The sequence below is a fragment of the Neisseria sp. P0021.S007 genome, from assembly GCF_051956855.1.
In genome coordinates this window covers 17,621-30,513 of sequence record NZ_JBQCXA010000007.1, presented here as the reverse complement: position 1 = coordinate 30,513, position 12,893 = coordinate 17,621, and the positions used below count along the sequence as shown (strand labels likewise).

14 protein-coding genes are annotated in these 12,893 nt (G+C 54.5%); 5 read left to right on the top strand and 9 right to left on the bottom strand.

What is annotated here, in order from left to right:
- Nucleotides 1–58 precede the first annotated feature (58 nt).
- From ACTHUR_RS08995 to ACTHUR_RS08985, 3 genes are read left to right on the top strand one after another with little or no spacing between them, the layout of a single operon-like run.
- Nucleotides 59–859: a competence/damage-inducible protein A gene (locus tag ACTHUR_RS08995; protein WP_070695191.1), complete on the top strand. Its 801-nt coding sequence runs from the start codon at nucleotides 59–61 to the stop codon at nucleotides 857–859.
- Entirely contained in the window at nucleotides 859–1,494 is a 636-nt protein-coding gene (locus tag ACTHUR_RS08990) for a phosphatase PAP2 family protein (RefSeq protein WP_070695192.1), read from the top strand. The genes ACTHUR_RS08995 and ACTHUR_RS08990 overlap by 1 nt, the downstream gene beginning before the upstream one ends.
- 3 nt (nucleotides 1,495–1,497) lie before the next feature.
- Nucleotides 1,498–2,448, top strand: a complete 951-nt coding sequence (locus ACTHUR_RS08985; protein WP_070695193.1) for a YheT family hydrolase — start codon at nucleotides 1,498–1,500, stop codon at nucleotides 2,446–2,448.
- Between the two features lie 94 nt (nucleotides 2,449–2,542).
- On the opposite strand, the gene ACTHUR_RS08980 is transcribed toward ACTHUR_RS08985, so the two are convergent.
- The 6 genes from ACTHUR_RS08980 to ACTHUR_RS08955 form a co-directional block, all read right to left on the bottom strand.
- Entirely contained in the window at nucleotides 2,543–2,839 is a 297-nt protein-coding gene (locus tag ACTHUR_RS08980; RefSeq protein ID WP_003680641.1) for a helix-turn-helix domain-containing protein, read from the bottom strand.
- Between the two features lie 404 nt (nucleotides 2,840–3,243).
- On the bottom strand, nucleotides 3,244–4,044 hold the full coding sequence (gene map / locus ACTHUR_RS08975; protein WP_223168906.1) for a type I methionyl aminopeptidase: 801 nt from the start codon (nucleotides 4,042–4,044) through the stop codon (nucleotides 3,244–3,246).
- Between the two features lie 42 nt (nucleotides 4,045–4,086).
- The gene (locus ACTHUR_RS08970) at nucleotides 4,087–4,680 is read right to left on the bottom strand and encodes a hypothetical protein (protein WP_070649309.1); all 594 of its coding nucleotides are present in this window, start codon (nucleotides 4,678–4,680) and stop codon (nucleotides 4,087–4,089) included.
- 67 nt (nucleotides 4,681–4,747) lie between these two features.
- Nucleotides 4,748–5,359, bottom strand: coding sequence for a BON domain-containing protein (locus ACTHUR_RS08965; protein ID WP_070461240.1), 612 nt, complete (start codon nucleotides 5,357–5,359; stop codon nucleotides 4,748–4,750).
- Nucleotides 5,360–5,432: 73 nt separating this feature from the next.
- Nucleotides 5,433–6,026, bottom strand: coding sequence for a phosphoheptose isomerase (locus ACTHUR_RS08960; protein ID WP_003749391.1), 594 nt, complete (start codon nucleotides 6,024–6,026; stop codon nucleotides 5,433–5,435).
- Between the two features lie 4 nt (nucleotides 6,027–6,030).
- Nucleotides 6,031–6,378, bottom strand: coding sequence for a YraN family protein (locus ACTHUR_RS08955; RefSeq protein ID WP_070695194.1), 348 nt, complete (start codon nucleotides 6,376–6,378; stop codon nucleotides 6,031–6,033).
- A 65-nt stretch (nucleotides 6,379–6,443) separates the two neighbouring features.
- Here ACTHUR_RS08955 and rsmI point away from each other — a divergent pair, with 65 nt between their 5' ends.
- Nucleotides 6,444–7,322 carry a 16S rRNA (cytidine(1402)-2'-O)-methyltransferase gene (gene rsmI / locus ACTHUR_RS08950; RefSeq protein WP_150540687.1) on the top strand — a complete coding sequence of 293 codons (879 nt, stop codon included), beginning with the start codon at nucleotides 6,444–6,446 and terminating at the stop codon, nucleotides 7,320–7,322.
- A 157-nt stretch (nucleotides 7,323–7,479) separates the two neighbouring features.
- On the opposite strand, the gene ACTHUR_RS08945 is transcribed toward rsmI, so the two are convergent.
- The 3 genes from ACTHUR_RS08945 to ACTHUR_RS08935 all read right to left on the bottom strand — a co-directional run bounded on the left by ACTHUR_RS08945 (nucleotide 7,480) and on the right by ACTHUR_RS08935 (nucleotide 11,781).
- Nucleotides 7,480–8,289, bottom strand: coding sequence for an alpha/beta hydrolase (locus ACTHUR_RS08945; RefSeq protein WP_150540688.1), 810 nt, complete (start codon nucleotides 8,287–8,289; stop codon nucleotides 7,480–7,482).
- Between the two features lie 106 nt (nucleotides 8,290–8,395).
- Nucleotides 8,396–9,385, bottom strand: a complete 990-nt coding sequence (locus ACTHUR_RS08940; RefSeq protein WP_036493692.1) for a peptidylprolyl isomerase — start codon at nucleotides 9,383–9,385, stop codon at nucleotides 8,396–8,398.
- The gene (locus ACTHUR_RS08935; protein ID WP_349291118.1) at nucleotides 9,382–11,781 is read right to left on the bottom strand and encodes an LPS-assembly protein LptD; all 2,400 of its coding nucleotides are present in this window, start codon (nucleotides 11,779–11,781) and stop codon (nucleotides 9,382–9,384) included. The genes ACTHUR_RS08940 and ACTHUR_RS08935 overlap by 4 nt, the downstream gene beginning before the upstream one ends.
- Nucleotides 11,782–11,850: 69 nt before the next feature.
- On the opposite strand from ACTHUR_RS08935, the gene amgK reads away from it, so the two are divergent.
- On the top strand, nucleotides 11,851–12,855 hold the full coding sequence (gene amgK / locus ACTHUR_RS08930) for an N-acetylmuramate/N-acetylglucosamine kinase AmgK (protein ID WP_004520257.1): 1,005 nt from the start codon (nucleotides 11,851–11,853) through the stop codon (nucleotides 12,853–12,855).
- Nucleotides 12,856–12,893: the final 38 nt, after the last annotated feature.

The window sequence follows — 12,893 nt, the reverse complement described above, 5'->3', positions numbered from 1 at the left end:
ACATTGTCAGCAATAGGCCGTCTGAATGTTCGGAAGGCCGTATTAAAGAAACCTCATCATGAACGCTTTTAACCTCATTATCATCGGCGATGAAATCCTGCACGGCAGCCGCCAAGACAAGCATTTCGCCTTTTTCAAATCTTTATTGGAATCGCACGGGCTGAAACTCAATCAGGTGCAATATCTGCCCGACGAACCCGAATTGCTGGTCAAACAGCTGCGCCGCAGCTTTTCAGACGGCCTGCCGACTTTCGTTACCGGCGGCATCGGCTCTACACCTGACGACCATACGCGCCAAGCCGCAGCGGCTGCTTTGGATTTGCCCGTTATCCGCCATCCTGAAGCCGCCAAGTTTATCGAAGGCGTAACCCTGAAACGCGGCGAGCCGCTCGATTCGCCGGAACACGCCCAGCGTCTGAAAATGGCGGATTTTCCCGAAGGCGCGGAATTGGTACCCAATCCGTTTAACAACATCGCCGGATTTTCCATCCGCGAGCATTATTTCTTCCCCGGCTTCCCCGTGATGGCGCACCCGATGGCCGAATGGGTATTGGAAACTTATTACGCCGACCGCTTCAACCAAACCGAACGCGGCAGCCGCAGCGTGTATGTGTTCGACCAACCCGAATCGCGCATTACGCCGATTATGGAACATCTTGAGCGTACCTACGCCGGTATCCGTTCGTACAGCCTGCCCACCGTGGGCCGTACCGCTTCAGACGGCCGTTATATTCCGCCGCATATCGAGTTCGGCATCAAAGCGGAAGGCGAGGCATGCCGCTTGCTGGATGCGGCGTGGGCAGATGCGTTGCAGGGTTTGCAGGCGATTGGCGCGACTTTGAAAGAAACGGTGGAATAATGCACTTGTCTCCAGCCCAAGCCAAACGCGCACTGGCTTTCGCTTCTTTGCTGTTTTTACCGCCGACCCTCGTTATCGGCATTTGGCTGGCGCAATATGGCGGCTTCGCTTTCGAGCCGCCGCTGATGCACGCCGTCCATGCCCACGCGGGCACATGGTTTGACCCGATTGCCACCGTGTTGCACTATCTGGGCAAAACCGCGATTGCCGTGCCGCTAATCGGCGCGGTTGCCGCCGCCCTGTATTTCGCCGATAAGAAGCGCGAAGCACTGTTTTGCGTGTTGGCGGCATTGGTGCCGACTGTGAACATGCTGATTGTGAAGGTTTGGTTTGCCCGCGAACGCCCACTGCTTTGGCCGCGCCTAATTGAAGAGAGCAATTTTTCCTTCCCCAGCGGCCACAGTACGTTTTCCGCCGCCATTGCCGTCATGCTGATATTGCTTTGCCGCCGCACGCGCTACCGCCGCGCCGCTTGGGTGGCCGGTATTGCCTTTGCCCTGTTGACCGGGTTTTCACGCATTTATTTGGGCGTGCATTATCCCACCGATGTTTGGGCAGGTTGGACAAACGGCACGCTGACTGCCTTGCTGGTGTATATGCTTATCTTCAGGCCGTCTGAAAAACAGAAGAAATAAACTATGAATATACGTTTGCCCAACACACCTTATTGGCTCAGAAACGGCCACGCCGACACCCTGTTTGCCAAGTTGCTGCAAGGCAAGGCGCCCGACTACCGCCGCGAGCTTTTGCCCGACAGTACCGGCAAAACCCAAGTTGCCTACGATTTTGTCGATAGTGCCAATCCCGATGCGCCGTTGGTGGTTTTGTTTCACGGACTGGAAGGCAGCAGCGAGAGCCATTACGCGGTCGAGTTGATGAAAGCCGTGCAGCAGCGCGGTTGGAACGGCGTGGTTGCCCATTTCCGCAGTTGCGGCGGCATCGCAAACACCGCGCCCGTGTTCTACCACCTCGGCGATACGACTGAAATCGCCTTTATGCTCAACACGCTGGCCCGGCGCTATTCAACCATTTACGCCGTCGGCGTTTCTTTGGGGGGCAATGCCTTGGCCAAATATCTGGGCGAGCAGGGCAGCAATGCCGTTCCGCGTGCTTCTGCCGTCGTTTCCGCGCCGGTCGATGCCGTGGCGGCCGGTACGCGTTTTGATCAGGGCATGACGCGACTGATTTACACGCGTTATTTTTTGAATTCGCTGCTGCCGAAAGCCCGAGCGATTCCTCAGTTTCAGACGGCCTTGAGCCGGCAAAACTGCAAAACGCTTGGCGATTTTGACGACCGCTTTACCGCGCCGCTTCACGGTTTTGCCGACCGCCACGATTACTACCGCCGCAATTCCTGCAAGCCATTTCTGAAAGGCGTGGATACACCGTTGCTGCTGCTCAATGCCGTCAACGACCCCTTCCTGCCGCCGGAAGCCCTGCCGACCGGGCGGGACGTGTCCTCGGCCGTTACGCTGCTGCAACCGGCATACGGCGGGCATGTCGGCTTTGTCAGTCGCGATTGGGGCCGTCTGAATCTGCAATGGCTGCCGCAAACGGTGTTGGATTATTTCAAACAGTATCAGCCGTAAATGAAAAAGGGCATGTATGCGACATGCCCTTAGTGTGCAGAAAGTAAAAAGGCCGTCTGAAAACGAATTTCAGACGGCCTTTTGAATGGCTTGATTATTTGCCTTTGTTGTCGGCTTTGGCTTCTTTTTTCAGAGAAGCGTACAACTCAGGGTCGCGGTTTTTCAGCAGGGAAGCAACGGCCAAGTCGTCACGGTTGACTTTAGCTAAATCTACGCGCTCGATATGTACCAAACGCAGCAATTCGCGTACAGGTTTAGGCATATTGCGGCCGGATTCGTAACGGGAACCACCGGATTGAGTCACACCAATGCGGCTCCAGAAGTCCATTTGGTTCAGGCCGAGTTTTTTACGGATATCGCGGATGTTTTCAATTTTTTCGAACGATTTCATGAATCTTCCTTATTGTGGTATTTGTTGCATGCCTCTAGGCATAAAAATGGGTCTGCAAGAATGCCGGCATCCCTTTTCCTGTAGGCTTTTGGGGTGATATGTGGGCGTATTGCAAATGACTGATCTAGATAATTAGACAGTATATTCGAAAGAAGTTTGCCGCTGTTTGCCATAATTTGTGTAAATATTTCTTAATTCATTATTTCGTATAATTTTTGGCATATAAATCATCAAATTATGCGATTATCTTAAATATGGCGTGGGCAAATTTTTACACAACTAAACAATTCATTATGGGTAAAAACTTAATTTTGAGCTTTTATTCGGTTTGACGGGTCGGGAAAACGGATAAATTTCAGGCCGTCTGAATCTGTATTTTCAGACGGCCTGAAAATTTTTCAAGTTTAAGGCTTGCCGGTGGCAGGGCTGATGGTGAGGATTTCGTAGCCGGTTTCGGTAACCAAGACTTCGTGTTCCCATTGGGCGGAAAGGGAGCGGTCTTTGGTGACCACTGTCCAACCGTCGTTCAGGATGCGCAGGTGGCGTTTGCCTTGGTTGATCATCGGCTCGATGGTAAAAATCATACCCGGTTTGAGGACGAGGCCCTGACCTTTGCGGCCGTAGTGGACCACTTGCGGCGCTTCGTGGAAACCGCGGCCGATGCCGTGGCCGCAGAATTCTTGAACTACGGAGTAGCCGGCATTTTCGGCAACCTGTTGGCAGGCATAGCCGACATCGCCGAGGGTGGCGCCGGGTTTGACTGCTTCGATACCCGCCATCATGGAGGCGTGGGTCACGTCGATCAGGCGCTGGGCAATCGGGGAGACTTTGCCAACGGTAAACATGCGGCTGGAATCGCCGTGGAAGCCGTCTTTTTTAATGGTCAGGTCGATGTTGACGATGTCGCCTTCTTTCAGCGGCTTGTCATCGGGAATGCCGTGGCAGATGACGTGGTTGACGGAGGTACAGCAGGATTTCGGGTAGGGCGGGTTGCCGTAGTTGAGGGGGGCGGGATAACCGCCTTGAACGTTGACGTGGTAATCGTAAACGAGTTTGTCGATTTCGTTGGTGGTGACGCCGGGTTTGACGAATTGGCCGATGTAATCGAGGGCTTCGGCGACCAAGCGGCCGAGTTCGCGCATTTTTTCGATTTCTTCGGGGGTTTTGATGATGACTTTGTCCATGAGGTTTCCTTCTTGTTTCAGACGGCATGGGGGCCGTCTGAACGGGACGGGTGTGCCGTCTGTTTAAAACAGGTTGTCGAGATTGTCTTTATTGCGCGGTTTGGCTTGTGGTTTGGCCTCAGGTTCGGCTTTGGGAGTCGGTTTGGCCTCAGGCTCGGCTTTGGGAGTCGGTTTGGACTCGGGGGCTTTGGCTTTTGCCGATTTGTTTTCTACCGGCTGGCTGTCTGTTTGAGGTGTGTTTTGAGCGGCAGGGCTGCTGTTGTCGGATTGTGTGTTTTCTGATTTGTCGGCTTCAACGCGTTTGTTTTCTGTGCGTTTGCTGCGGTGTGTAGTGGGGCGGTCGGTTTTTACACCTTCTTCCGCTTTTTCGCCTTTTTCGTCTTGTGGGACGACAGGATTGCCGGAGGCGGTTTTTGCGTCGCCGTCTTTGGCAGGTTGAACGGTTTCAGGTTCGACTGCGCCGTTGGGGCGCCAAACTTCAATGCGTGTGTCGGTTTGTTCGGCAGGGCTTTTTTCTGGTACGTCGGTTTTACCGGAGTTTAGGGTGCTGAATACGCCGGCAACAAGGGCTGCGACGGCGATAAAGCTGACAAGGAATAAAGCGCGGATTAGGTGTTTGGGCTTAAGTTGGAAAGGAGTTTTATTATTCTTTGACATGATGGGTCGGGTAATCGTTGGAGGAATGGCCGTCTGAATATTCAGACGGCCCCGGGTTGCCTGTGAATCAGTTGGCAACGTAGTTTTGATAGAGGGTCACGACTTTTTGTACGCCGACGGTCGTGCTGACTTTTTGGGTCACGCGGGCTTGCTCGTCAGGCGTGAGAATGCCCATCACATAGGTCACGTTGCCGTAAGTCACGATTTTGACGCGTGCTTGGGTGGCCGGGCTGAGGCCCAACAGGGTGGCGCGGACTTTGGATGTACCCCAAGTATCGTTGGTCACATCACCGAACGAACGCGCTTGTGAGGCAACGGTAATGTAGTTGTACACGCCTTCTGCGGCTTGTTCGGAGCGGGCGATGCGTTCAACAAATTGTTTTTCGCCTTCGGTGGCCACTTGGCCGAGCAGGAGCAGGTGGCGGTTGTAGCCGACAACGTTCAGTTTGGGCTTGTAGCCTTGGACTTGGTTGTTTTGGCGCAGGTAGGAGCGTGCGGTGGTTTCGACGCGCAGGGCCATAACGTTGTCGTCGGTTTGCGCACCGGTGGTGCGGCGGTCGACGGCGGATTTGGTGCCGACGGCTGCACCGCCGATCAGTGCGCCGACGCAGCCGCTCAGACTCAGGCTCAAGAGGGTCGCTGTCAGAACGGGGAGGGCGTAGCGTTTGATATTCTTCATATCCTTTTCCTTGGGTATGGACGGGTGGGCGTTCAGACGGCCTCTAAGGGATGGGCCGTCTGAAAAGAAAGGGTTACATGCCTTCAAGCAGGACGGAGTCGATGCAGTCGCACATGGCGTGAATCAGCAAAATATGGTTTTCTTGAATGCGGGCAGTGCGCGGATAAGGGACGTTGAGCAAAACGTCGGTATCTTTGAGCATGGCAGCGATTTTTCCGCCGTCGCGGCCGGTCATGGCGATGACGTGCATGTCGCGCTCGTGTGCGGCTTTGATGGCTTCGATGACGTTGGCGGAATTGCCGGAGGTGGAGATGCCGACCAATACGTCGCCTGCACGTCCGAGTGCGCGCACTTGTTTGCTGAATACATGGTCGAAACCGTAGTCGTTGCCGATGGCGGTCAGGGCGGAGGTGTCTGTCGTCAGCGCGACAGCGGCCAATTCCATGCGTTCTTTTTCAAAACGGCCGGTCATTTCTGCGGCGAAGTGTTGAGCGTCGGCAGCCGAACCACCGTTGCCGCAGGCCAGGATTTTACCGTCGTTCATCAGGCATTGCAGCATCAGCTCGGCAGCCTGTGCGGTCGGCTCGACCAGTACTTTTTCGGCTTCCTGCTTGGCGCGGATGCTCTCGGCAAAATGCGCGGAAACGCGTTCTTGTAATGTTGTCATGAGGTTAACCTGTAATATTTTGAATCCATTCGGGTTGACCGTCGCCTTCAATCAGTACCGCGTCTAGGCGGCAGGGCGCATGGTTTAACCCGTGCTTTTGCAGATAATACTCTACACTTCGTTGCAATTTCAATAATTTGGACGGCGAGATGCTGTATGCGGCACCACCGAAACCTCGGTTTTTGCGGTATTTTACTTCAACAAACACAATCGTACCGCCGTTTTTGACGATTAAATCGATTTCGCCGTAGGCACAATGCCAGTTCCGTGCCAGCAGCGAGCAGCCTTTGGCCTGTAGGAACGCCAGTGCCGCATCTTCGGCCGCCGCCCCCTGTTTGTGGTTTAAGCGCATGAAAAGTTTACCCGTTATATAATCATTGTTTTTAAAGAGACGCCGTTTCAGACGGCCTTGAATCTATGTACACAAAACACCTGCAAAAAGCCGTCGACAGCATCGAAAAACAGATATTATACGTTGTTGCCACACCCATCGGCAATTTAGCCGACATAACGTTGCGCGCACTGGCCGTGCTGCAAAAGGCCGACATTATCTGCGCCGAGGATACCCGTGTTACCGCCCAGCTTTTGAGTGCGTACGGTATTCAGGGCAAACTCGTGAGCGTTCGCGAACACAACGAGCAACAAATGGCCGATAAAATCATCGCCCATCTTTCAGACGGCCTGAGCGTCGCCCAAGTTTCGGATGCGGGTACGCCTGCGGTTTGCGATCCGGGTGCGAAACTTGCCGCCCGCGTGCGCGAAGCCGGATTTAAAGTGGTGCCTGTGGTCGGCGCAAGCGCGGTCATGGGGGCGTTGAGCGTGGCCGGTGTGACGGAATCCGATTTTTACTTCAATGGTTTCCTGCCGCCTAAGGCCGGCGAACGCCAAAAGCTGCTGGCCAAATGGGCGGAAGCCGATTTTCCGATTGTGATGTTTGAAACGCCGCACCGTATCGAAGCAAGCCTTGCGGATATGGCCGCGCAGTTTCCCGAACGCCGTTTGACTTTGGCGCGCGAAATCACCAAAACATTTGAAACCTTTCTCAGCGGTACGGTTGCCGAAATCCAAGCCGCCCTTAAAAACGACAGCAACCAAACGCGCGGCGAGATGGTGCTGGTGTTGCACCCTGCTGTGAAAGAAAAGCACAGTGATTTGCCCGAAGCGGCGCAAAACACCATGAAAATCCTTGCGGCCGAGTTGCCGACCAAACAAGCAGCCGAGCTTGCCGCCAAGATTACCGGCGAGAATAAAAAGGCGCTGTATGATTTGGCTTTGGAATGGAAAAAGCAGGGATAATGGCTGATTGGCAAACCGTATATCAAAGGCCGTCTGAACAATAGATTTCAGACGGCCTTTTTATAATTGGATTTTGGAGGGTTTTAAATTGATCCGATAGGTTCAATACGCTTCTAAGTTTGCGTTTCAGACGGCCTCAATGTTTGGCAAACCTGCTTTAACGCTGCCATACGTTGCGCAAATATTCGATGCAGTCGGTCAGGGCGTAAAACGGGGCGTTGCCGTGATTGGCGTTGGGGTAGAGGGTAAAGCGGACATCCGCACCGAGGTGGTGCAAAGTGCCGGCAAGAATTTTGGCTTGTGCAACCATGCCGCTGCTGGTTTGGTCGGGGCGGTTGTTTCTGCCTTCATGTTCGCCTGCGCCAAGGCGGATGCCGATTCCTTGTGGCAAAGTGTCGGGCAGCCAATCGAGTACGCGGCGGTCTTGCCACCAGATAGACGGTGACACCAGCAAATAATGGCGGAATCGTTCGGGGCGGGTAAATAGGGAATAGAGGCCGTACAGTGCGCCGAACGAATGGCCGAAGACGGCTTGGTTTTGGGTGTCGATGCGGTATTTGCTGTCGAGCAGGGCGGAGAGTTCGTCATCGATAAAGCGGCTGAAGCGGTCGGCTTGGCCGTATTGTTTGCGTTCGGATTCGGGCGCGTTGTCGGGCAGCGGCGGCGTGTAGTCGAGGGCGCGTTGGCTTAAGTCGCGGATGGTGCCGCCGGTGTAGCCGATGCCGACAATCAGACAGGCGGCATGGCTTTTGGTGATGGGGTTGATGAGCAGGGATTGCGCCATATTGAGGATGGCAGGGAAAAAGGCATCCCCGTCAAGAATATACAGTACGGGATAGCCGCCTGCCGGACGCTCGCCGAGTGCCGCGGCTTGAATGCGGTAGGTGCGGCCGGTGTGTGCGGAGGTAATGGAGGTTTCTTCGGCTTGCAGCAGGGTGGCGGCTTGCCAGTTAGGACGGATGGACATGATGGGGTGCTTTAATCAATGGTTGCTTAAGGGAAAAGGCCGTCTGAATAATGGTTTTCAGACGGCCTTATTGTACGGATTTCTGCCTTTTTAACAATACGCGCAATTAGCGTACGTCAACGTAGGAGCTGCTGTGCAGTTCGCGCAGGAGGTTGGTGGTCGCCTGTTGCGCTTTTTGTTGGGACAGGTATTGGCGGACGGCGTTTTGTTGGCGCTCTTCAGGCGTACCTGCTTCGCGGACGTCGTTCAGCTTGATGATGTGCCAGCCGAATTGGGTGCGGACAGGGGCGCTGATTTGGCCGGGTTTGAGTTTGTGGACGGCTTCTTCAAATGGGGCAACCATCATGCCGTCGGCAAACCAGCCCAAGTCGCCGCCGTTGCCGGCGCTGCTGTCTTGCGAGTATTGGCGTGCCAAACCGCCGAAATCTGCGCCGCTGCGGGCTTGTGAGTAGATTTTGCGGATGGTGCTTTCTGCGCCGACGGCGGCATTGTCGTTGTCGGCTTTAATGAGGATGTGTTGGGCATGATATTGGCGCACAGGGTCGGCTTCGGGCAGGGTGATGCCTTGTTGTTTGGCCTGCTCGATGTAGCGTGCCACTTCGGAGTCGCTCACGCGGCTGTTTTGCATGATGGCCTGTTGGCGCACTTTTTCAACAATAATGCTGTCGGCGATGTCTTGACGGACGGCGGCAGACGGATTTTTGATGTTGGGATTGTGCGCGATAACGGCTTCGATTTCGCTATCGGTCGCTTGGATGTTGCGGCGTTTGCCGGCTTGGAGGATCAGGGATTGGTTGATCATTTGTGCCAAAACCTGTTGGCGCAGCTCGTTGGCGTCCATTTGCGTGCCTTTAGGCATGGTTTGACGCGCTTGTGCCACGGCTTGTTCTACTTGGCGGTGGGTAATGACTTCGTTGTCGACAACCGCGGCAATGCCGTCTGAAAGATGTACGCCGCTTTGTACGGCAGGCATGGCGGTGGCGCTGACGGCAGGGGCTTTGGCTGCGCGCGCTTTGCCTGCTTTGGCTTTAGGAGCGGCGTGTGCGCCTACTGCGAGAGTGAGTGCGGCGACGAGAATCAGGGGTTTGAAGTTCATTGTTTGACTACCTCGTTGGTTTTGCTGTAACCGGGGATGGCTAAGCGGAGTTTTTCGAATGGGTTGTTGCCGATATTGCTTAAGTCTTTGAGTTGGAGGTTGAAGAATACGGCGTTTTTGTGGCTGTTTTCGCCGGTAACATAGCGTTGGCCGACCAAGCTTGCGCTCCAGCAGCCGCAGTTGCTTTTGTATTCTGCACCGATGAGCATTTCCAGCGGTTTTTTGGCTTCGATTTCGTAGTTGTAACGGGCGACGGCGTATAGGTTTTTGCTCAACGGCCATTGGGCGGCAAGGTCGACTTGGCTGAGTTTGTCATAGAAATAGTCGCCGTTGGCTTGCAGATAGATGCGCTCGTTGCGTCCGTATTTGTAGCGCGCGCTTAAGACTTTGCCCGGTTCGGGGTTGTAGGTAATCCCTGCAGCGTAGCTTTCGGCACGGCTTTGGTTTTGGTTGTAGTGGATGTCCAAGTCGATGCGGATGCTCGGGGTAATGTTGCCGTGTGCAAAGGCTACCCAGTCGGATTGGCTGCGCGGATAATTGCTGACGTTGCCGTCAGGCAGGACGTTGTCTTTTTTGAAATAAAACTTCTGGCCGATACCTGCACGGAAGAGTTCCGCACCGGTATTGGGGTTGAGGATGCGGCTTTGTGTGGCCAGCGTCAGGCTGTTGGCAGAATTGATGCGGTCGTTGCCGGAATACAGGTTTTCGCGGAACAGCTGCGAATAGGTAAAGCTGTTTTCGGAGCTGTCGAAATTGGGCAGGTCGTTTTGGGACTTGGTCGGAATGTAGTTGTAAAACAGGCGCGGTTCAAGTGTTTGCAGGTATTCTCCGCCGAATAGACGGGCCCTGCGCTCGAAAGTCAGGCCGCTGTCGACGTTGATGATCGGCAGGACGCGGCTGACATTGCGGCCGCTTTGACCATTGAAGCTGTTGAGGCTGTAATAAGTGGCATGTACGCCAACTTTAGGTCGGATGTAGCCCCATTGGTTGTGGAAGTCCCATTTGACGCTCGGGTAGAGCACCACGCGGCTGCCGTCTTGCTTGGTATCGTGGTCAAAACGGGTGAATTGGCCGAACACGTTGAGTTGAGCCTTGCCGAGATGGCTTTGCCAACGGCCGGTCAGACGGGGCATGATGGCATAAGGTTCGTCTTTATAGCCGTCTTGGTTGGCCAGCGTTTGGTATTTTTGTACGCGCAACGAGCCGTCGAAGCTGCCGCCCAACAGTTTGTCGCTGTAATTGAGCCATGCCTGACGGTCGAGGTTGACGTTGCGCGCGATGTCTTCGCGGCCGTAGAAGTCGCGGTAGTAATCGTCGTCGGAAACTTGGTTGTAGTTGATGCCGCCGCTGATTTTGCTGTTCAGCTGCTGCTGGTGTTTCCATTTGAACTGGTAGCGGTTGTTGTGGACGCTTTTTTGGTCGTTCGGCATCCAGTCGCCATCGACTTCGCCGCTGTAATTCGGCTGCAGATAACGCACTTGGCCGCCCAGTTGCACACCGCGTTTGCTGATGATGCCCGGGCGGATGGTGGCATCCAAATTCGGCGCAAGGTTGAAGTAGTAGGGCAGGCTCAGCTCAAGGCCGTCTGAACCGGTGGCAATGGTCGGAACGAGCAGGCCGCTTTTGCGGTTGCCATTGATGGGGAAGTCCGCCCAAGGCGTGTAGAGGACGGGGACGCCGCCGAATACGAGCGAAGCGTGTTTGGCCACACCGATGCCTGTCGATTCATCGGCTTCGATGCTTTGCGCTTGGATATACCAGCTGGCGTCGCCGGGCGAACAGGTGTTGAATTTGGTATTGATGAGTTTGTAGAGGCCTTTGCCTTTGAGTTCGGCTTTTTCGCTGACACTTTGAAGGCGGCGGCCGCCTTGTTCAGTATTGAGGCGCACGGCGGTGCCGGAACCGGTTTGGTTTTTGAGGTTGTAAACCAATTGGTCGCCGGATACGGTCGAACCGTTTTGATACAGGGTAAAGCGGTCGCCGGCGGTAACGGTATCGGTGGCTTGGTCGTATTGCGCCCAATCGGCGTTGAGAACATCGGCATTGCGCTCGACAATGACGTCGCCTTCGGCACGGACGCCGACTTGGGTCTGACCTTCTATTTTATCGGCGTTGACGCGGGTGTAATCGGCAGGCAGGGCTGGCTCGCCGCTGCGTTTGATTTCGGCGGTTTCGGCCGGCTTGGCATCTTCGTGGTCGCAAAACAGGCAAGTGCTGCCCAAGGAAAGCGGATCGGCTTCGCTTTGGCCGGTTTTTGCCGGTTTGGATTCGGCGGTGTGGGCAGGGGTATAGTCTTCCGCCTGCGGAACAGAAGCATCTTCCGCGCGCACGGCTGTTGCGCCAAAGCCCATAATTAAGGCGAGTACCAAGGGTTTGAGTGAAAATAAACGAGCCAAAATCGCCCCTTAAATCGGTTTGCCAGTTAGAATAGCGGTTATTGTAACCTGAAATTCTGCGATACCGCTATGCAACGACAAACCGAATTACAAAACTGGCTGGAGTCTGTTTACCCGAACCAGCCGTTCGAATTGAGCTTTGCGGCAGCCGATGCCGACTTCCGCCGCTATTTCCGCGCGACGTTTTCAGACGGCCAAACCGTCATCTGTATGGACGCGCCTCCTGAGAAGATGAGTGTTGCGCCGTATTTGAAAGTGCAAAAATTGTTTAATATGGTCAATGTGCCGCAAGTGCTTCATGTGGATGAAGCGTTGGGCTTTATGGTGTTGAACGATTTGGGCAACACCACATTCCTGACTGCCATGAATCAGGAAAACAGTGAAACCGCCCACAAAGCCCTGCTGCTCGAAGCCATCGACGAACTGATCGAGCTGCAAAAAGCCAGCCAACCCGGCAAACTGCCGGAATACGACCGCGAAGTCATGCTGCGCGAGATTAACTTGTTCCCCGAATGGTTTGTGGCCAAAGAATTGGGCCGCGAGCTGACCTTCAAGCAACGCCAGTTGTGGCAGCAAACCGTCGATACGCTGCTGCCGCCCCTGTTGGCGCAGCCCAAAGTGTATGTCCACCGCGACTTTATCGTCCGCAATCTGATGTTGGCAAAAGGCCGCCCGGGCGTGTTGGACTTCCAAGACGCGCTTTACGGCCCGATTTCCTATGATTTGGTGTCGCTGTTGCGCGATGCGTTTATCGAATGGGAAGAAGAATTTGTATTGGACTTGGTCATCCGTTATTGGGAAAAAGCACGCGCTGCCCAGCTGCCCGTGCCTGCCGAGTTTGACGAGTTCTACCGCTGGTTTGAATGGATGGGCGTACAACGCCATTTGAAAGTGGCCGGTATTTTTGCCCGCCTGTACTACCGCGACGGCAAAGACAAATATCGTCCTGAAATCCCGCGCTTCTTGAACTACCTGCGCCGCGTATCCCGCCGTTACAACGATTTGGCGCCGCTGTATGCGTTGCTGGTCGAATTGGTCGGCGATGACGAATTGGAAACAGGCTATACCTTCTAAGCTTGGTTTTTTAAGATTTTATTCCACTTTTCAGACGG

What these genes read in the sequence shown, in the direction of transcription:
- ACTHUR_RS08940 (WP_036493692.1), bottom strand. Translation starts at nt 9,385, where the DNA reads ATGAACTTCAAACCCCTGATTCTCGTCGCCGCACTCACTCTCGCAGTA.
- amgK (WP_004520257.1), top strand. Translation starts at nt 11,851, where the DNA reads ATGCAACGACAAACCGAATTACAAAACTGGCTGGAGTCTGTTTACCCG.
- ACTHUR_RS08985 (WP_070695193.1), top strand. Translation starts at nt 1,498, where the DNA reads ATGAATATACGTTTGCCCAACACACCTTATTGGCTCAGAAACGGCCAC.
- ACTHUR_RS08990 (WP_070695192.1), top strand. Translation starts at nt 859, where the DNA reads ATGCACTTGTCTCCAGCCCAAGCCAAACGCGCACTGGCTTTCGCTTCT.
- ACTHUR_RS08960 (WP_003749391.1), bottom strand. Translation starts at nt 6,026, where the DNA reads ATGACAACATTACAAGAACGCGTTTCCGCGCATTTTGCCGAGAGCATC.
- ACTHUR_RS08970 (WP_070649309.1), bottom strand. Translation starts at nt 4,680, where the DNA reads ATGTCAAAGAATAATAAAACTCCTTTCCAACTTAAGCCCAAACACCTA.
- ACTHUR_RS08995 (WP_070695191.1), top strand. Translation starts at nt 59, where the DNA reads ATGAACGCTTTTAACCTCATTATCATCGGCGATGAAATCCTGCACGGC.
- ACTHUR_RS08945 (WP_150540688.1), bottom strand. Translation starts at nt 8,289, where the DNA reads ATGTCCATCCGTCCTAACTGGCAAGCCGCCACCCTGCTGCAAGCCGAA.
- ACTHUR_RS08955 (WP_070695194.1), bottom strand. Translation starts at nt 6,378, where the DNA reads ATGCGCTTAAACCACAAACAGGGGGCGGCGGCCGAAGATGCGGCACTG.
- ACTHUR_RS08980 (WP_003680641.1), bottom strand. Translation starts at nt 2,839, where the DNA reads ATGAAATCGTTCGAAAAAATTGAAAACATCCGCGATATCCGTAAAAAA.
- rsmI (WP_150540687.1), top strand. Translation starts at nt 6,444, where the DNA reads ATGTACACAAAACACCTGCAAAAAGCCGTCGACAGCATCGAAAAACAG.
- ACTHUR_RS08965 (WP_070461240.1), bottom strand. Translation starts at nt 5,359, where the DNA reads ATGAAGAATATCAAACGCTACGCCCTCCCCGTTCTGACAGCGACCCTC.